The organism is Pseudomonas sp. 9.1(2019), assembly GCF_009910445.1.
Lineage (GTDB): Bacteria > Pseudomonadota > Gammaproteobacteria > Pseudomonadales > Pseudomonadaceae > Aquipseudomonas > Aquipseudomonas paraversuta.
The window spans coordinates 630,792-648,140 of the sequence record NZ_VBWF01000005.1; the positions used below are offsets into that span (position 1 = coordinate 630,792).

The window sequence follows — 17,349 nt, forward strand, 5'->3', positions numbered from 1 at the left end:
CTGGTTTTTGTTTTAGTGGTCATGGCATTCATCTCCTAGACGTCACACCATTGAGGCTAGTTCAGACCTAAGGACTTGCCATGCTAGTTGTACGAGTGGAGTTGCAGCGCTTCATCCTCCAAATGGACTATTCGCAAGATTATGTGGCCGCGCTCTAGATGTTTTTTCAGGCATCCCACGCCGGTTTTTCGGTAAAGCGCCCGGCGAGAAAGTCGAGCATGCTGCGCAACGTGGCGGGCATGTGCTTGCGCGAGGCATACACCGCGTAAATGTTCATCACCCGGGGTTCGGCATCTGGCAGCAGACGGACCAGTGTGCCCTGGCGCACATGTATCCCGGCCTGATAGGTGGGCAGCAATGAAACTCCGGCCCCTGCCAGTGTGGCGCTCAACAGGGTGCTGGCTTCATTGGCGCTGATGTTGCCTTGCACCGGCACCGCTATTTCTTCGCCGCGCCGGGTGAAATGCCACAGGCTTTTGCCGTAGTAGGAGTGGGTCAGGCAGTTGTGCCGGCTGAGGTCATCGACCTGTTGCGGTGCCGGGTGCTCGCGCAGATAGGCCGGTGCTGCGCATAACACCGAACGACAGACCGTCAGCTTGCGGGCAATCAGGTTCGGGTCCAGGTCATTGCTGGTGCGAATTGCCAGATCAATCCGTTCATCCACCAGATTCACTGTGCGGTCGAGCATTTGCAGATCGACGCTGACCTGCGGGTTGAGCCGCACATAGTCAGCAACGGCAGCGGCCAGTTGGGCCTGGCCGAATGAGGTGCTGACGCTGATCCGCAGCAAACCCCGCGGCGCATCACCGGGAACACTGACTGTGGCCTGCAGGTCATCTGCCAGTTCCAGTAATTGCCGGCAGCGGGGCAGCGTTTCGAAACCGGCGGCGGTCAGGCTCAGTTTGCGGGTGGTGCGGTGCATCAAGCGGGCGCCCACCCACTCTTCGAGTTCAGCCAGGTACCGCGACACCACAGGCCGCGACAGGTCCAGATGATCGGCCGCCGCTGACTGGCTGCCAAGGTCGACGACGGTGGTGAACACCCGCATTGCAGTAAGACGATCCATGATTTGCCCGATATCCGAAACAGACTATGTTCAAGCATCGCATTTTTAGTTGGCTGGGGTGCTACTAAGCTCTGTCCATCACCTGCATCGTCCCACGACTCTGGATACCTCCCATGCCTGGATTTTCCACCCTGCGCCGTTTCATTCTCGGTGCTGCCGTACTGGGCTTTGCTGCCCACGCGGCAGCGGCCCCGGCCCCCTTGACCCTGGACGTCTACAACCCCGGTGCTGCGGCCATTTTCCCGGTGTCCTCAGTGCTGGTCAGCGGTGAAAAAGACGCGATTCTGATTGATGCCCAGTTTGCCGCCGCCCAGGCCCGGCAAGTGGTCGACAAGATCCGCGCCAGCGGCAAACACTTGACCACCATCTACATCAGCCATGGCGACCCGGATTACTACTTCGGCCTGGAAACCCTGACCCGGGCCTTCCCGGACGCCAAAGTGCTGGCCTCGGGGCCGACCGTCGAGCACATCAATAAAACCAAGGACGCCAAGCTGGCGTACTGGGGGCCGCAGATGGGCCAGGATGTACCTGGCCGGTTGATCGTGCCGCAGGTGTTGAAGGGCAACACCCTGGAGCTTGAAGGGCGTGAGCTGGACATCGTAGGTCTGGGCGGCAGACAGCCGGATCGCACCTTCGTCTGGATTCCCTCGCTCAAGGCGGTGGTCGGCGGCGTGGTAGTGGCCGACAACCTGCACGTGTGGATGGCCGATACCCAGACCCCGCAGTCCCACCGGCAGTGGCTGGCCACTCTCAAACGTATCGACAGCCTGCAACCGCAAGTGGTCGTGCCCGGTCATTACCTGGGGCAGAACGACCGCTCCCTGAACGCCGTACATTTCACCCGCGACTACATCAAGGCCTTTGACGAAGAAGCCCTCAAGGCCCGCAATTCGGGAGAATTGATCGCCGCGATGAAAAAACGCTACCCGGATCTGGGCGAAGAATCTTCGCTGGAACTGAGCGCCAAAGTAGCCAAAGACGAAGTGCAGTGGTGAGGCAGGATTTACCTGCCACCCATCAATCCAGCTGGAGAATGTCATGAGCAAGATTGCAATTATCGGCGCTACCGGTCGTGCGGGTAGTCAATTGTTGGAAGAAGCCCTGCGTCGCGGTCACAGCGTTACGGCCATTGCCCGCCATGCTTCGAAAATCGGCGCCCGTAACGCAGTTGTGACCAAGGATGTGGACATCAACGACGCAGCCGCGCTGCAAGAGGCGGTGGCAGGTAACGATGTGGTGTTGAGTGCTGCGCACTTCTCGACCCTGCCGGCTGCGGCCATCATCGACCCGGTAAAAAAAGCCGGTGTCAGGCGCCTGCTGTTTGTCGGTGGTGCGGGTTCGCTGTTGCTGCCCGACAATACCAAGGTCATCGAAAGCCCGGGTTTCCCTGCCGAGTACAAGCCGGAAGCCACAGCCGGAGGCGTTTATCTGGATACCCTGCGCGCCGAGAAGGACCTGGACTGGACCTTTATTTCCCCGTCTGCCGAGTTTGTAGAAGGCCCGCGCACCGGTAAATTCCGTTTGGGCAAAGATCATTTGCTGGTCAGTGCCGAAGGCAAAAGCTGGATCACCTTCGCCGACTTCGCCATCGCCATGCTCGATGAAGTGGAGCACCCCAAGCATTCGCGTCAGCGGTTTACGGTCGGTTACTGATTACCGGCTGTGACAGGGGCGAGCAGGTCTGGTGACAGTATTGTCGCGAGGCGAGCTCGCCCCTACGGCGTTGTTGTTGCCTGCTTGACCAGCCATTCCATTAATTCGCGCAGCGGCGCCGAAGCTTCTGCGCGCGGCGAGCAGACAAGCTGATACACCGCTCCGGTGCGTACTTTCAAATCAAATGGCAGGGCCAGGCGGCCACTCTTCAGGTCGTCGCCGATCAGTGACCAGTCACCTATCGCGACACCGTTGCCCTGGGCTGCCACCGTCATGGCCAGGTCCAGGGTGTCGAAGTACTGACTTTTGCAGATGCTCGCGACATCGCCTCCGGCTGCATTCAGCCAATTGCTCCAGTCCCGTTGATCGCGGCTGGGGTGCAGTAGCGTGTGGTGCTTAAGGTCGTCCAGGCTATTGATGGCTTCGCTGCCCTCCAGCAACTGCGGGGCGCATACGGGGGTCAGTTGCTCATCAAGCAGGTGTTGGCCCAGGCGCTTTGGTCCCGGGGTGGCGCTGTAAATCACCGCGGCATCGAAGCTCTCACGGCGAAAATCCACCCCGTGCTCCATGCTGCTGGTCAGTTCTACCGGCACGTCCGGGCGCAGCTTTTGCCATTCCATCAATTTGGGCAACAGCCAGCGCAACATGCAGGTCGGAGCTTTTATCTGCAGCGGGATACGGCGCACGCTGGCCTGCTCGACCGCTTCACCGATCAGATCGAAGGCCTGCTCGATCCTCGGGTACAGCGCCTGGCCTTGCTCGGTCAGGCTCAAGCCCCGTGCCTGGCGGTGGAACAGGGCATAGCCCAGGTGATCTTCAAGCCCGGCAATCTGCCGGCTCACGGCACCCTGGGAGATATGCAACTGCTCTCCGGCCCGGGTGAAGTTGCAGCATTGGGCAGTGATTAAAAAAGTATGCAGCGCAGGGAGTGGCGGAAGGCGTTTCATCAGGAGTCAGCCATGAGCACAGGACATGGCTAGTATGAGCAGGTTTGCGTTGTGCGCGCCACACTCGCCCGCTTCAATGGTTCATTTAGAACAACAAGAGGGGCAGGACAGATGGCGACGTGCGGCGAAGTATTGGTCAAGTTGCTGGAGGCCTACGGGGTTGATCAGGTATTCGGCATTCCCGGCGTGCATACCGTTGAGTTGTATCGCGGGCTGGCGGGCTCGTCGATCAATCACGTGACCCCGCGTCACGAACAGGGTGCCGGCTTCATGGCTGATGGCTATGCCCGTACCAGTGGCAAACCCGGGGTGTGCTTCATCATTACCGGCCCGGGCATGACCAATATCACCACGGCAATGGGCCAGGCCTATGGCGATTCGATTCCGATGCTGGTGATCTCCAGTGTGCAGTCGCGCAGTCAGTTGGGCGGTGGCCGCGGCAAGCTGCACGAGTTGCCGAACCAGAGTGCGATGGTGGCTGGAGTGGCGGCGTTTTCCCACACCCTGATGTCGGCGGCTGAACTGCCGGCCGTACTGGCCCGCGCTTTTGCCGTGTTCCAGGCGGGACGTCCACGGCCGGTACACATCGAAATTCCGCTGGATGTGCTGGTGGAAAATGCTGATGCGCTGCTTGCCAGCCAACCGGTCAGCATTGCTCGTGCTGGCGCGGCGCCCGCTGCTATCGAACAGATGGGCCAGCGTCTGGCCCAGGCCAAACGGCCATTGATTCTGGCCGGTGGCGGTGCAATTGACGCGGCCCCGGCGCTGCAACAACTGGCCGAACGGCTGGGTGCGCCCGTGGCCTTGACCATCAACGCCAAGGGCATGCTGCCTGCCGCCCATCCGCTGCTGATCGGCTCCACCCAGTCCCTGGTGGCCACCCGCGCTTTGGTCGCCGAAGCGGACGTAGTCTTGGCCATTGGCACCGAGCTGGCCGAAACCGATTACGACATCACCTTTGCCGGTGGCTTTGAAATTCCCGGGGTCTTGCTGCGGATTGATATCGACCCGGATCAGACGGTTCGCAACTATGCACCCGCGCTGGCCCTGGTGGCAGACGCCAGAGTGGCGGCTGAAGCCTTGCTGGCTGAACTTGGCGTCTTGCCGGCACGCGGTGCCGAATGGGGCGCGGCGCGGGTCAGCCGCTTGCAGGCGCAACTGGCAAGTGACTGGGATGCGCCGACCCGGGCGCAAACGCACTTTTTGCAGACCCTGTTCGATGTATTGCCGGATGCAGTATGTGTCGGCGACTCGACCCAGCCGGTATACACCGGCAACCTGACCTTCAATCCCGATCAGCCGCGGCGCTGGTTCAACTCTTCCACCGGCTACGGCACCCTGGGGTATGCCTTGCCAGCGGCCGTTGGTGCCTGGCTGGGGCGTCGTAGTGGCAGCCAGGCGGGTGGTCCGGTGTTATGCCTGATCGGCGATGGCGGCTTGCAATTTACCCTGTCCGAACTGGCCAGCGCGGTTGAAGCTCGCACGCCGATTATCCTGTTGCTGTGGAACAACCAGGGTTACGGCGAAATCAAGAAGTACATGCTCAATCGTGCCATCGAGCCGGTGGGCGTCGATATCTACACTCCGGACTTTATCGGTGTGGCTAAAGCCATGGGCTGTGCCGCACTGGCGGTGGAGGGCGAAGGGCAACTGCGCGCAGCGCTGGCCAGTGCCGCCGACCGTCAGGGGCCGACCCTGATCGAAATCGACGAGCTGCACTGGCAAAAATCCCTGGCGCTATAGGCTCATTCGCAGGCGCGCCAGATCCCGTACCGGTGGCGCACCAAACAGGCGGCTGTACTCGCGGCTGAATTGCGAAGGGCTTTCGTAGCCCACACGGTAGCCGGCGGCCGATGCATCCAGCCCCTCGCTGAGCATCAACCGCCGCGCTTCGTTGAGGCGCAGCTGTTTTTGGTACTGCAACGGGCTCATGGCTGTCATCGCCTTGAAGCGGTGGTGCAAGGTCGACACGCTGAGATTGGCCTCCCGGGCCAGGCTGTCGATGCGCAGCGGCTGTTCGAAGTTACCGTTGAGCCAGGAAATCGCCCGGCTAACACGATGCGTCTGACTGTTCTCGCTGGCTATTTCATACAGCCGGTAGCCCTGCGGGCTGCGCAACAGGCGGTACAAAATCTCGCGGCGGATCAAGGGCGCAAGCATGGCGATATCTTTCGGCGTGTCGAGCAGGCGGGTCAGGCGCAGCAATGCGTCGAGCATCGGCTGGTCGATGGGTTCGACATACAGGCCCCGCCCCGCAGGCCGTGACGGTACGCCCATGGGCCCGGCGTCGCTGATCAAGGTGGTGATGTCTACCGGATCAATATCCAGGCGCAGGGCCAGTACCGGCTGTTCGGGATCACTCTCCAGAACCCGGCCGCTGATGGGCATCGACACCGAAACCACCAGGTAATTGAGCGGATCGTAGGCAAAGTACTCATCGGCTAACCGCACCTCCTTGCGGCCCTGGGCCATGATGCACAGGGCCGGTTTGGGGTGGCTGGGGGAAAAGTCACTGGGCCGGCTGTAGCGCGAAACGAACAGCGCCTCGACGGGAGTAGTGAACGTGCCGTCTTCACGGGCGTGACGGTGGATCAGGTCAGCCAGTTCCACCCGCTGCTTTTCTAGCGCGGGGTCGAGCGCGGGGCGCGGCGGTTCCAGCAGTGACATGGGAGCATCCTCGTTAAAGCGGCAGAGTGGGCACAGCTTAAATTTGTGCAAGGCGCAGGGGTAGTCGATTCCTGTCGAAGGCTTGCCTGATTCTGTCGCTGTCCGGGGTTGGCTGTCCGGCGAGGCCGTGGCAGAGGTCGATGATTGCTTGAAAGCATAGCGCCCAGTCAGTCTGGTGAGTACCTGGGCAGAGGAGGGGGACGTGCGAGGTTTTGCAGAATTGTGCAAGCCAGGGGCAGGAATCGACTAACGGCCAGGAGCGCCGGGCTATAAGCTTTGAACCTCTCACCCATGCCACTTTCTTTTGTGGAGGCCACCATGCCCCAGTCCAGTGCCGTCAGTCATATGACCTTGGTCCGCGCTCGCGTAGGGTGCTCGGCCCAAGTGCAGACCTGCCTCAACCAACTGCTCGAGCCCACCCGTAAAGCCGCCGGTTGTATGCACTTTGCCTTGCAGCATTGCGACACCGACCCGCTGTTGTGGCACGTCGTGGGCCATTGGCAGGATGAACCCTCGATGCAAGCCTACTTCAACTCCCCGGTGATGGAGGTTTACAGCGTGCTGGTGCACCAACAGGTGGTTGAAAGCATCGATTTTAAAACCTTCAGCGATGCAGGCGGGTTGAACAGGTAGAATGCCGGTTTTTTGTGGCCGGAGTTTTCAGCATGGCGCGTAAAGAGTTTGCACATTTTGAAGCGGTATCAGCGGTTGTTCCGGTAGAACCCGGTACTTACCATGCGGCGATTGCAGTCAAAGCCTTGTACGAAGGCGGCGCGCCGCGCTTTCACAAAGTGTTGATCGATCAGACTTTTAAAACAGCGACCGAAGCCGATGCGGCCGCCGCTCAAAAGCTTGAAGACCTGCAGGGCGTTACTGAAGACGCCGAACTGGTCTGGTAACGACTAGCGGGGGCGGTGCATTTTGAACAGCGCCTCAGGCCCCAGCTGGAAGTAATCCGCCGGGCCGCCGCCGCGCAAAATAGGTTCAGCGGCGGCAGTGTCGTAAATCCCGTCTTTAAGCAGATGCCTGGCGATATGTACCGCCACCACTTCCCCCAGAATCAGCCAGCTTGGCACCAGTTCCTGGTCTGCCCTTTGCAGCTGAATGATCTGCGTCACCTTGCACTCGAACGACACCGGGGTTTCGGCCACCCGGGGCACGCTTACTACCCGTGAGGCCACGGTCGTCAGCCCGGCCAATTCGAATTCATTGATCTCTGGCGCGACCATCGCACAGCTCTGGTTCATCGCCTCGGCCAAAGGCCGGGTAGCCAGGTTCCAGACGAACTCGCCGGTTTGCTCGATGTTATTGAGGCTGTCTTTGCGGCCAACACTGCAAAACCCGATGATTGGCGGGATGTAGTTGAACGCATTGAAAAAGCTGTAGGGCGCAAGGTTCAGCCGGCCCTGGGCATCCTGCGACGAAATCCAGCCGATCGGCCGCGGCCCGACGATGGCGTTGAATGGATCATGGGGTAAACCGTGGCCCTTGGCGGGCTCATAGAAATGGATGTCGTCATGCATGGCAGGAGTCCGCAAACGGCTGGGATAGAGGGGCTATATAGTGCAAGCCATTTTGTTGAATGACAAAACAAGATTGGCTTTTTGATATTTTTGGCGTGATTGAGCCCCTTTCTACCTGCAGCAGCAAGCTCGCGCCTACAAGTAGGAGGCCATTGCCTTTTACCTTGCTCCAGAAACGACTAAGCCCGGCCGAAGCCGGGCTGGAGTGGCAACTTCAGGTGTTAGCTGAAGCGGGCGCCGTGGGTACGATCATAGCCATCGGCGGCGAAGGTGGCCGACTGGGTGCGGCTGTAACCGTCTTCGGCAAAGGTGGCAGAACCGGTGCGGTCATAACCGTCGGCAGCGACTGCGGCAGAACCTGTGCGGCTGTAGCCATCTTCAGCAAAGGTTGCTGATTGGGTGCGATCAAATCCGTCGCCTGCAAAAGCGTTGAAGGCCAGGACTGAGAGGGCGGCGGCGAGGATAAATTTGGTTTTCATGGTCGTGCTCCTTGTTGCGGACTCTTGTGAAGAGCGGGATGTTTCGTTGCTATGGGTTTAAGACTACGCCGATTAAATTGATTAAAAAGCGCAAAAATTAGCACTAAGTAATCAGTTTATTCGATGTATTGGCGCGCTCAATCATGTGATCTGCAGGCTGCTCAGCTTGTTGGCCGAGGGCGCTGCGAATCATCCATGAACTGATGTTTCGCTGAGATTGATAGTGGGCTATCAGCATTAACTGACTATTAATCTTGAAAAAAACTGCACCCGCGGACGGACTTTTCATTTTCGCGTTACCTATTTTTCACCGGGCGGGCAGCAGTCTTCAGCGGGCAAAAAAGCCGACAACTGCAACGGCTTTGCACCCTGCCACCTGGAGCCTTTACCCGATGAATAAACTTCCCCAAATCACCCTTGCGTTCTGGGTGATGAAAATCTGCGCCACGACCCTGGGAGAAACCGCCGGCGATTTGCTGTCCATGACCCTCAATGTGGGTTATGCCGTTAGCTCGATGATCCTTATCAGCGTGTTCGTTCTGACCTTGCTGACTCAGTTGTTCTCGAAAACCTACAACCCGGTGCTGTACTGGTTGGTGATTCTGTCCACCAGTACGGCCGGCACCACCATGTCGGACTTTATGGACCGCACACTGGGCCTGGGTTACGCCACGGGCTCATTGATTCTGGTGTCGATACTGGTGGCGATTTTTGCGCTGTGGAAATGGAGCGGCGAGTCACTCAACGTCAGCAAGGTGCAGACCCCGCGCGGCGAGATGTTCTATTGGATGGCGATTCTGTTTTCCAACACCCTGGGTACCGCCCTGGGCGATTACCTGGCGGATGATTCGGGGCTGGGTTTTGCGGGAGGTGCCTTGTTCATCGGGGCAACCATTGCCGTTGTGGTGCTGGCACGTTACTTGAGCAACATCTCGTCGGTGGTGTTGTTCTGGGTGGCGTTCGTGCTGACGCGACCCTTTGGCGCGACCCTGGGCGACTTCCTGACCAAGCCCCATGACAAGGGTGGACTGGATTTCGGCACTGTCGGCTCGTCGCTGGTACTGGCAGGGATACTGGTGGCGATGATCGCCGGCGCCGCCTATGTCAAAAACAAACAAACCCGGCCTGCGGTGGCCGGGTTGTCTTAAACGATGAACTTGCAGGAGCGAGCTTGTCTGGCGCTCTGTTAAAAGCTCGCTCCTGCAGAGCCCGGGACGTTTAGTCGGTCTCGATCCGCGAATGTTTGCGGGTGTCTTTCATCGTGATGTACACCAGCAGCGAACAGGCGATACACGCCGTCACGTACCAGTAATAGCCGGTTTCCATACCTGCACTTTTGAACCACAGGGCGATGTATTCAGCAGTGCCGCCGAAGATCGATACCGTCAGTGCGTAAGGCAGGCCTACACCCAGAGCGCGGATTTCGGTCGGGAACAGTTCGGCTTTCACCACGGCGTTGATCGAGGTGTAACCGCTGACAATGATCAGCGCCGCCATGATCAGGAAAAACGCGCCCCACCAGGTGGTGATGGTATGCAGTGTGGTCAGGATCGGCACGGTGAACAGGGTACCCAGTACACCGAAGGCGATGAGGATCGGACGTCGTCCAACCTTGTCGGACAGCCCGCCCACCAGGGGCTGGATGCACATGAAGAGGAACAGCGTGGCGGCCGAAATGGTGGTGGAGTCGGAGATGCTCATCCCGACCGTGTTCACCAGGTATTTCTGCATATAGGTGGTGTAGGTATAGAACGCCAGTGTGCCGCCCATGGTCAGGCCGACTACGGTCATCAACTCTTTTGGATGACGCATCAGCGTGCGCATGGCGCTTTCTTTAGGCTCGGCTTTGACCTTCTTGAAGGACTCGGTCTCTTCCATTCCGCGACGCAGATACAGGGCAACCACTGCACACAGGGCACCGATCACGAACGGAATCCGCCAGCCCCAGCTATACAGCTGCTCTTCGGTCAGGGTCTGTTGCAGCACGATCAACACGCCCAGCGCGATGAGCTGGCCCGAGATCAGGGTGACGTACTGGAAGCTGGAGAAGAAACCGCGACGTTCTTTAGTCGCCATTTCGCTGAGATAGGTCGCCGAGGTACCGTACTCGCCACCCACCGACAAGCCTTGCAGCAAGCGGGCGAAGACCAGCAGGACCGGCGCCCATACGCCGATGGTTTCGTAACCTGGGGACAGGGCAATCAGCAGCGAGCCGAAGCACATCAGCAGTACCGAAGCCATGAGCGCGGCTTTACGGCCTTTGCGGTCAGCGTACAGGCCCATCAGCCAGCCGCCGATCGGGCGCATCAAAAAGCCGACGGCGAAGATCGCGGCGGTATTGAGCAATTGGGCAGTGGTGTCGCCTTTCGGGAAAAAGGCTTTGGCGAAGTACAGCGAGAACGCGGCATAAACATACCAGTCGTACCATTCGACCATGTTGCCGACGGAACCGCTGAAAATGGATTTGATGCGGCTGGAGGTGGTTCTTTCTTTCGGGGTTGCAGCAGACCCGGCAGACAGGGAGCTTGAGTTATCCATTAAATGGATCCTTCTTTTATTTGTTTTTTTATAGCGCGTCAAAACGCGAGCTTGCAGGGCTATAGCAGGAGTTGTGCCAAGGCTTGAACCCCCGGTTTATAAGGGGGGAACGATAGGAAATGAGCGGGTATCCGCCGGGCGGGATGTTTGGATGAGCGGAAATCCGCCTATATGGCGCGCAAACTGTTCGCGGCCGCTCTGAAGCGCTCGGGCCTACAGAGGTTGTGTGAATGCCTCACGTACCAGTCCATGACGCTGCATTTTTTCATTCAGGGTGCGGCGCGGCAGTTGCAGCTCGTTGAGCACGGCCTTGATATCGCCTTTGTGCCGGCTAAGGGCGGCCCGCAGGCATTGCGCTTCAAAGGCTTCCTGTTGCGCCACGAGGGACTGGCCAGGATTGAGGTCTTCAAACTGGGGTTCGCTCAGGCCCAGGACGTCACGTTCTGCAACGTTGGCCAGTTCGCGTACGTTGCCGGGCCAGTCGTGGCTCAGCAGACGCGATAGCTGCGGCCCGCTGAGTGGCCGCGCGCTACGGCCCAGACGCTCGGCCGCGGTGTGGGAAAAGTATTGATACAACAACGGAATGTCTTCACGGCGTTCGCGCAGAGGTGCCAGGCGCAGTTCGGCCACCGTCAGGCGATAGGCCAGGTCTTCGCGAAAGCGTCCGGCGCGGGCTTCTTCGAGCAAGTCGGGTTTGGTTGCGGCGATCACCCGCAAATCTACCGCGATGCTCTGGTTCGAGCCCAGGCGCTCGAGTTTTTGCTCCTGCAGCACCCTCAGTAATTTGGCTTGCTGGGCCAGTGGCATGCTTTCGATTTCATCCAGAAACAAGGTGCCGCCATCGGCATATTCCAGTTTGCCTAAGCGCTTGCCCTGGGCGCCGGTGAACGCGCCGCTTTCGTGACCGAACAATTCGGCTTCAAACAATTGTTCGGGGATCGCCGCGCAATTGAGCGCGACAAAAGGTTTGTCGGCCCGCGGGCCAAAGTCATGCAGGCTGCGGGCGACCAGTTCTTTGCCGCTGCCGGTTTCGCCGCGAATCAGCACATTGACCGGCAGCGGCGCCAGTTCCATCACCTGGCGGCGCAAGGTCTGCAAGCTGCGGGACATGCCGAGCAGGCGCCCGTCGATCTGCTGGCGCAGGTCTGCCTGTTCGTGCAAACGACGGTTCTCCAGTACCAGCCGGCGCTTTTCCAGCGCGCGCCGAAGGCTGCTCAGTAGCGCTTCGGGGCTAAAAGGCTTCTCCAGAAAGTCGTAAGCGCCATCGCGCATGGCTTCGACCGCCATCGGGACATCGCCATGGCCCGTCAGAAGAATGACCGGCAGATCCGGGTCCAGCTGCTGTAAGCGGTTCAGCAGGGCCAGGCCCCCCATCCCCGGCATGCGCACATCACTGACAATCACACCGGCGAAATGTGCGGGTAACTGGCTCAGGCAATCTTCAGCGCAACTGAACAACTGCACGTCAAAACCGCTGAGGCTCAGCCATTGCTCAACGGCATTGCGAATACTGGCCTCGTCATCGACCACGATAACCGAATTGAGCATGTTTCAAGATTCCTGTGCGATGGGCAACGTCAGCGTGAAGAGCGCGCCGTCAACCTGATTGCAGGCTGTCAGACGTCCACCGATTTCATGAACAATGGCGTAAGACACCGCCAGCCCCAAGCCTAAACCTTCACCCACGGGTTTGGTGGTGAAGAAAGGGTCGAACACTTTACCCAAGTGCTCCTCGGCGATTCCGCCACCGCTGTCGCTGACGCTCAATTTCCAGAGTTGCTGATCGGCTTCGATGCGGATTTGCAATTGCTTGCGCGGTTTGTCCGCCATGGCATCCAGCGCGTTGTGCAACAGGTTGATCAACACCTGTTCCAGGCGAATGGCATCGCCCCGTACCCATGCCGGGCGTACCAGTTCAACCTGCAGGTCTATCTCTTCTTCCTTCAGTCGTGGTTCGAGCAATTGCAGGGATTGATCCACAACGCTGGCCAGATCCAGTCGTTCGCGCAAGCCGCTCGGGCTTTGCCGGGCGTAGGTTTTGAGGTGGCCCGTGAGGGCCGCCATGCGCGTCAACATCTGCTCCAGTGGTACCAGGGCTTTATAGGCATCGTCGACCCGGCCGTGATCGAGCAACAGGCGCAAGGTTGCCAGTTGCATGCGCTGAGCCGTTAACGGTTGATTGATTTCATGGGCCAGCGCTGCCGACATTTGCCCCAGCGCCGCGAGCTTGGCCGATTGCACCAGGCCATCTTGAGCGGTACGCAGATCCCGGGTGCGGGCTTCTACCAGTTGCTCCAGTTCTTCACGATTACGCTGGCGCAAACGGCCCAGTCGCCAGCGCTGGAGGAGAAACAATCCTGAAAAGACCAGCGTCAGCCACAGGCCGATCGCCGCCAATGCGGCATTGCGGCTGTCTTCGGCTGCGACCACGGGGTGGCGTAACAGATGCAAGGTCCAGCCTTCAGCCGTTAGCGGTAAAGATTCCCACAAATAATCTGCCGCTCCAGTGGGGGCGTCGACCCGGGTCAGAAAGCTGTTTTCGGCAAAGCTGCGCAAAGTATGGGTTTTGAGCAAGGTCAGAGGTTGGTTGTGATACTGGCGAGTGAGGGTGATTTCGCTGCGGTCACTGTCACTCAACGGCCGTAAAAGGCGGTAACGCCAGCCTGGCTGGTTGGCGATAAATACGATGCCCCGCGCATCGCTGACCAGCAGTATGTCGTTGCCATGATTCCATTCCCGCTCCAGCTGCGGAAACTCCAGTTTAACCACCATTGCCCCTGAAAATTGCCCCTGGGCATCGAGTACCGCGCTGGACAAAAAATACCCCGGAATGCCGCTGGTCACGCCCACTGCATAAAAACGCCCGGAGCCCTGGCTGCGGGTCTGGCTGAAGTAAGGCCGAAAGCCATAGTTATGGCCTACATAACTGTTGGAGGTGTTCCAGTTGCTGGCAGCTACCGCCAGCCCGGTTCGGTCCAGCAGTTCCAGGGTTGAGGACTGTGCCGCGCCATTGATGCGCTCAAGTTTTTGATTGAGTGACGCCTGGACCTCAGGGGTGATGGGAGCACTCAGGGCGGCGACCAGTTCAGAGTCCAGCGCCAGCACTGCGGGCAAAGCCCGATAACGCTCAATCAGGGTGTGCAGTGAGTTGGCATACAAACTCAGTTGCTCGGGACCACGGCGGGCACTTTCTTCCAGTGCATGCTGCTCGGCCTGGCGCACGGCCCAGCCGCCGGCAATCACTGCGCCGGCCAGAATCAACAGGCAATACAGCGCCAGTCGCAGGGCTCGGGAGGTTAGCGGCATGCGGGGAAGTCGCTTGCAGCGCTGATCGCTACCACGCTCAGCAATTGCCCGTGGTACAGCGCAAATTGCGCGTCCAACTCCTGGCCCTGCTGCCATTCAGGCGACAGGTCGGTGAGCAGGCGCAGGCGGACATGGCCTTCGCGGGACCAGCTCAGCACCTGCGCATGCTCAAAGTAAAAGCGTTTTTTCACCAGCGGGAAGAGGGCCTTGAACAGGCTTTCCTTGACGGAAAAGGTCAGCGTCACCAGCAGCGCAATGTCTTGGGCTGCACCGGCGGCCATGGCCCGCAGTTCATCGGGGGTGAGGATTTCCTTGGCCAGGCGTTCGGCCCGCTCGGTACTGAGCATGTTTTCGAGGTCCATGCCCAGCCCTTGCCACTGGCTTTTAAGGCCGACGATGGCCGCAGCGGTGCCATTGCTGTGGGTGATTGCCCCGCTGATGTGGGCGGGCCACACGGGCGCGCGATCTTCACCAATGGCCGGGATGGCCCGGGTGCCGTCCAGTTGCAGCATGGCGGCGCGAGCGCAGACCCGGCCGGCGAGAAATTCGGTTTGGCGTTTGGCCACAGAGCGTTGAATACTTGCAGGCATCTCAATGGCACTGCTCGCAAAATCGTCAGCCGTGAGCCGGGCAGGGGTGAAACCGGTGCTGAACCATACGCTGCCCGGCAACGCTTGGGGCAAGGGCCATTCGTCACGCAGCGGGGTGCAACAGGCAGGCAGTGCGGGGAGTCGATTCATGGCGGGCATTTTGCAGGCTGGCGGCCATGCTGTGCAATTGTTCAGAGTATGTTCAGGGCACACGACATACTGTGTGTGGCTAAGCTATATAGGACGCACGTCCTTCAAGACGCGGTTTTTGCCTGGGAGAGCGCAATGAAATTGCTGGTGGTTGAAGATGAGGCGTTATTGCGCCATCACTTGCAAACCCGTCTGACCGAAAATGGCCATGTGGTCGAGTCGGTGGCCAATGCCGAAGAGGCGTTGTACCAGACCGGGCAGTTCAATCATGATTTGGCGATGATTGATCTGGGATTGCCGGGTTTGGGCGGTCTCGAGCTGATTCGCGAACTGCGCAAGCGCGGCAAGACGTTCCCGATCCTGATCCTCACGGCTCGTGGCAACTGGCAGGACAAGGTCGAAGGGCTGGCAGCAGGGGCCGACGATTATGTGGTCAAGCCGTTCCAGTTCGAAGAACTGGAAGCACGTCTGAATGCATTGCTGCGTCGTTCCAGTGGTTTCACCCATTCAACCATTGTCGCTGGCGAACTGGTGCTGGACATCAATCGCAAGCAGGCAGTACTTGAGGGCGAACCCCTGGCGTTGACCGCCTATGAATACCGGATACTTGAATACCTGATGCGCCATCACCAGCAGGTGGTGGCCAAGGACCGACTGATGGAACAGCTGTACCCGGATGACGAGGAACGTGATCCGAATGTGATCGAGGTGCTGGTCGGGCGCCTGCGACGCAAGCTTGAGGGGGCAAACGGCTTTAAGCCAATCGATACGGTACGCGGTTTGGGGTACCTGTTTACTGAGCGCTGTCGTTGATCCGTTCGCTTCGCGTTCGATTGATGCTGGCGGCCACACTGTTGGCCGTGCTCTTTATGCTTGCGCTGTTACCGGCGATGCAGGGGGCGTTCAGCCTGGCGCTCAAGGATGCGATCGAGCAACGCTTGGCATCCGATGTGAGTACGCTGATCTCGGCGGCCAGGGTTGAAAGAAATCATTTGAAAATGCCGGCATTGCTGCCGGACGAAGAGCTGAATCTGCCTGACAGCCGGATGCTCGGCTATATCTATGACCGCGAGGGGCGTCAGGTCTGGCGCTCGCGGGCGACTCAAGAAGAATCCATCAACTACAAACCGCGCTACGACGGGCGCGGTAACGAGTTTGCGAGTATTCGTGAAGACAATGGCGAAGAGTTCTTTGTCTACGATGTCGAGGTCAAACTGCTGGGCGGCAAAAGTGCAGCGTTCAGTTTTGTCGCCCTGCAACCAATGCGAGAGTACAACCTGACCCTCGAGGGGCTGCGTGAAAACCTCTATCTGGGGTTCGGTGCGGCCCTGGGTGTACTGCTGGCTTTGCTGTGGATCGGTTTGACTTGGGGGTTACGTGCCTTGCGACGTTTGAGCCAGGAGCTGGACCAGATTGAATCCGGTGAGCGCGAAAGCCTCAGCGAACAGCATCCTCGTGAGTTGCTGCGTTTGACCGGCTCATTGAACCGTCTGCTGCAAAGTGAGCGCGAGCAACGTACGCGTTATCGTGATTCCCTCGACGATCTGGCCCACAGCTTGAAAACCCCGTTGGCGGTGCTGCAAGGCGTCAGTGAAAGCATGGCCCAGCGTCCGCAAGATCGTGAACAGGCCTGGGTGCTGCAAAGTCAGATTGAACGCATGAATCAGCAAATCAGCTATCAGTTGCAGCGCGCCAGCTTGCGCAAGAGCGGTCTGGTACGCCACCAGGTGGAGCTGATTCCGGTGGTTGAAAGCCTGTGTAACACGCTGGACAAGGTCTACCGCGACAAACGGGTCAAGGTCAGTTGTGACATACCGCCATTGAGTCATGTGCCCATTGAACAAAATGCGTTGCTGGAGTTATTGGGCAACCTGCTGGAAAACGCCTATCGACTGTGTCTTGGACAAGTGCGCATCAGCTTGCATCGCAATGCTTATGGGGTTGAAGTCTGCGTGGAAGACGATGGTCCCGGCGTACCGGCTGATCAGCGCGCTCGGATCTTGCGCCGCGGCGAACGTCTGGATCGCCAGCACCCGGGGCAGGGTATCGGGCTGGCAGTGGTCAAGGACATCATTGAAAGTTATGACGCCAAACTCACCCTGGATGACTCATCCCTGGGCGGGGCGGCATTTCGAATTCATTTCCCGGCTTTGTAATCCCCAGCAGGGGGCGGTCTGTTTAAGGCGGATATCCGCCATCTGCGCCGCCACACCCCTTCGAAAAGGCGGAAACCCGCCAACTATTGTCCGACAAGATCCCTGCGCTATTTCCCTCCAGGCGAGTCGCCTGCGCTATTGCGAGGCTTTTGTTCAATGTGGCCCGCGCCTTGCAAAGTGTGTTGTGAGAGGTCTGCCGCTAGAGCAGCTCAACACAACAAATCCCTCCAAGTACAGGAGGGTTCGCGCTTTGGGTATCACCGGTCTCAGA

At 59.1% G+C, this 17,349-nt stretch carries 17 protein-coding genes; 8 read left to right on the forward strand and 9 right to left on the reverse strand.

The window, feature by feature from the left end; all coding sequences use genetic code 11:
• Positions 1 to 166: 166 nt before the first annotated feature.
• Positions 167 to 1,066 carry a LysR family transcriptional regulator gene (locus tag FEZ21_RS08940; RefSeq protein WP_003442894.1) on the reverse strand — a complete coding sequence of 300 codons (900 nt, stop codon included), beginning with the start codon at positions 1,064 to 1,066 and terminating at the stop codon, positions 167 to 169.
• Between the two features lie 113 nt (positions 1,067 to 1,179).
• Between FEZ21_RS08940 and FEZ21_RS08945 the strand changes: the two genes are divergently transcribed.
• Both FEZ21_RS08945 and FEZ21_RS08950 read left to right on the forward strand, forming a co-directional pair.
• Positions 1,180 to 2,064 carry an MBL fold metallo-hydrolase gene (locus FEZ21_RS08945; protein WP_010655741.1) on the forward strand — a complete coding sequence of 295 codons (885 nt, stop codon included), beginning with the start codon at positions 1,180 to 1,182 and terminating at the stop codon, positions 2,062 to 2,064.
• 43 nt (positions 2,065 to 2,107) lie between these two features.
• The gene (locus tag FEZ21_RS08950; protein WP_160626895.1) at positions 2,108 to 2,722 is read left to right on the forward strand and encodes an NAD(P)-dependent oxidoreductase; all 615 of its coding nucleotides are present in this window, start codon (positions 2,108 to 2,110) and stop codon (positions 2,720 to 2,722) included.
• A 62-nt stretch (positions 2,723 to 2,784) separates the two neighbouring features.
• Here FEZ21_RS08950 and FEZ21_RS08955 read toward each other — a convergent pair whose 3' ends face one another.
• Complete coding sequence (locus FEZ21_RS08955) at positions 2,785 to 3,669, reverse strand: LysR substrate-binding domain-containing protein (RefSeq protein ID WP_160626897.1); 885 nt, start codon at positions 3,667 to 3,669, stop codon at positions 2,785 to 2,787.
• A gap of 111 nt (positions 3,670 to 3,780) precedes the next feature.
• Between FEZ21_RS08955 and FEZ21_RS08960 the strand changes: the two genes are divergently transcribed.
• Positions 3,781 to 5,412, forward strand: coding sequence for a 5-guanidino-2-oxopentanoate decarboxylase (locus FEZ21_RS08960; protein WP_160626899.1), 1,632 nt, complete (start codon positions 3,781 to 3,783; stop codon positions 5,410 to 5,412).
• Here the strand turns inward: FEZ21_RS08960 and FEZ21_RS08965 are convergent.
• Positions 5,407 to 6,336 carry an AraC family transcriptional regulator gene (locus tag FEZ21_RS08965; RefSeq protein WP_003442880.1) on the reverse strand — a complete coding sequence of 310 codons (930 nt, stop codon included), beginning with the start codon at positions 6,334 to 6,336 and terminating at the stop codon, positions 5,407 to 5,409. The genes FEZ21_RS08960 and FEZ21_RS08965 overlap by 6 nt on opposite strands.
• Positions 6,337 to 6,654: 318 nt before the next feature.
• On the opposite strand from FEZ21_RS08965, the gene FEZ21_RS08970 reads away from it, so the two are divergent.
• Positions 6,655 to 6,969 carry a putative quinol monooxygenase gene (locus FEZ21_RS08970; protein WP_003442878.1) on the forward strand — a complete coding sequence of 105 codons (315 nt, stop codon included), beginning with the start codon at positions 6,655 to 6,657 and terminating at the stop codon, positions 6,967 to 6,969.
• Positions 6,970 to 7,001: 32 nt separating this feature from the next.
• Positions 7,002 to 7,235 (forward strand): hypothetical protein, encoded by a 234-nt coding sequence (locus FEZ21_RS08975; RefSeq protein ID WP_003442877.1) that lies wholly within the window; start codon positions 7,002 to 7,004, stop codon positions 7,233 to 7,235.
• Between the two features lie 3 nt (positions 7,236 to 7,238).
• Here FEZ21_RS08975 and FEZ21_RS08980 read toward each other — a convergent pair whose 3' ends face one another.
• Entirely contained in the window at positions 7,239 to 7,859 is a 621-nt protein-coding gene (locus FEZ21_RS08980; protein WP_003442875.1) for a flavin reductase family protein, read from the reverse strand.
• A gap of 221 nt (positions 7,860 to 8,080) precedes the next feature.
• Entirely contained in the window at positions 8,081 to 8,338 is a 258-nt protein-coding gene (locus FEZ21_RS08985) for a hypothetical protein (protein WP_003442858.1), read from the reverse strand.
• Between the two features lie 392 nt (positions 8,339 to 8,730).
• Between FEZ21_RS08985 and FEZ21_RS08995 the strand changes: the two genes are divergently transcribed.
• Positions 8,731 to 9,486: a membrane protein gene (locus FEZ21_RS08995; RefSeq protein ID WP_010655743.1), complete on the forward strand. Its 756-nt coding sequence runs from the start codon at positions 8,731 to 8,733 to the stop codon at positions 9,484 to 9,486.
• Positions 9,487 to 9,556: 70 nt separating this feature from the next.
• Here the strand turns inward: FEZ21_RS08995 and FEZ21_RS09000 are convergent, their stop codons facing one another.
• The 4 genes from FEZ21_RS09000 to FEZ21_RS09015 form a co-directional block, all read right to left on the reverse strand.
• Positions 9,557 to 10,876 carry an MFS transporter gene (locus FEZ21_RS09000; protein ID WP_003442854.1) on the reverse strand — a complete coding sequence of 440 codons (1,320 nt, stop codon included), beginning with the start codon at positions 10,874 to 10,876 and terminating at the stop codon, positions 9,557 to 9,559.
• Between the two features lie 213 nt (positions 10,877 to 11,089).
• The gene (locus FEZ21_RS09005; RefSeq protein WP_160626901.1) at positions 11,090 to 12,424 is read right to left on the reverse strand and encodes a sigma-54 dependent transcriptional regulator; all 1,335 of its coding nucleotides are present in this window, start codon (positions 12,422 to 12,424) and stop codon (positions 11,090 to 11,092) included.
• Between the two features lie 3 nt (positions 12,425 to 12,427).
• Positions 12,428 to 14,182 carry an ATP-binding protein gene (locus tag FEZ21_RS09010; protein ID WP_010655745.1) on the reverse strand — a complete coding sequence of 585 codons (1,755 nt, stop codon included), beginning with the start codon at positions 14,180 to 14,182 and terminating at the stop codon, positions 12,428 to 12,430.
• The gene (locus tag FEZ21_RS09015) at positions 14,173 to 14,922 is read right to left on the reverse strand and encodes a 4'-phosphopantetheinyl transferase (RefSeq protein WP_160626903.1); all 750 of its coding nucleotides are present in this window, start codon (positions 14,920 to 14,922) and stop codon (positions 14,173 to 14,175) included. The genes FEZ21_RS09010 and FEZ21_RS09015 overlap by 10 nt, the downstream gene beginning before the upstream one ends.
• A 135-nt stretch (positions 14,923 to 15,057) precedes the next feature.
• Between FEZ21_RS09015 and FEZ21_RS09020 the strand changes: the two genes are divergently transcribed.
• Both FEZ21_RS09020 and FEZ21_RS09025 read left to right on the forward strand, forming a co-directional pair.
• A complete protein-coding gene (locus tag FEZ21_RS09020; protein ID WP_003442848.1) occupies positions 15,058 to 15,735 on the forward strand; it encodes a response regulator in 678 nt (225 codons plus the stop codon).
• Positions 15,732 to 17,078 carry an ATP-binding protein gene (locus tag FEZ21_RS09025; protein ID WP_003442847.1) on the forward strand — a complete coding sequence of 449 codons (1,347 nt, stop codon included), beginning with the start codon at positions 15,732 to 15,734 and terminating at the stop codon, positions 17,076 to 17,078. The genes FEZ21_RS09020 and FEZ21_RS09025 overlap by 4 nt, the downstream gene beginning before the upstream one ends.
• The last annotated feature ends 271 nt before the right edge of the window (positions 17,079 to 17,349 follow it).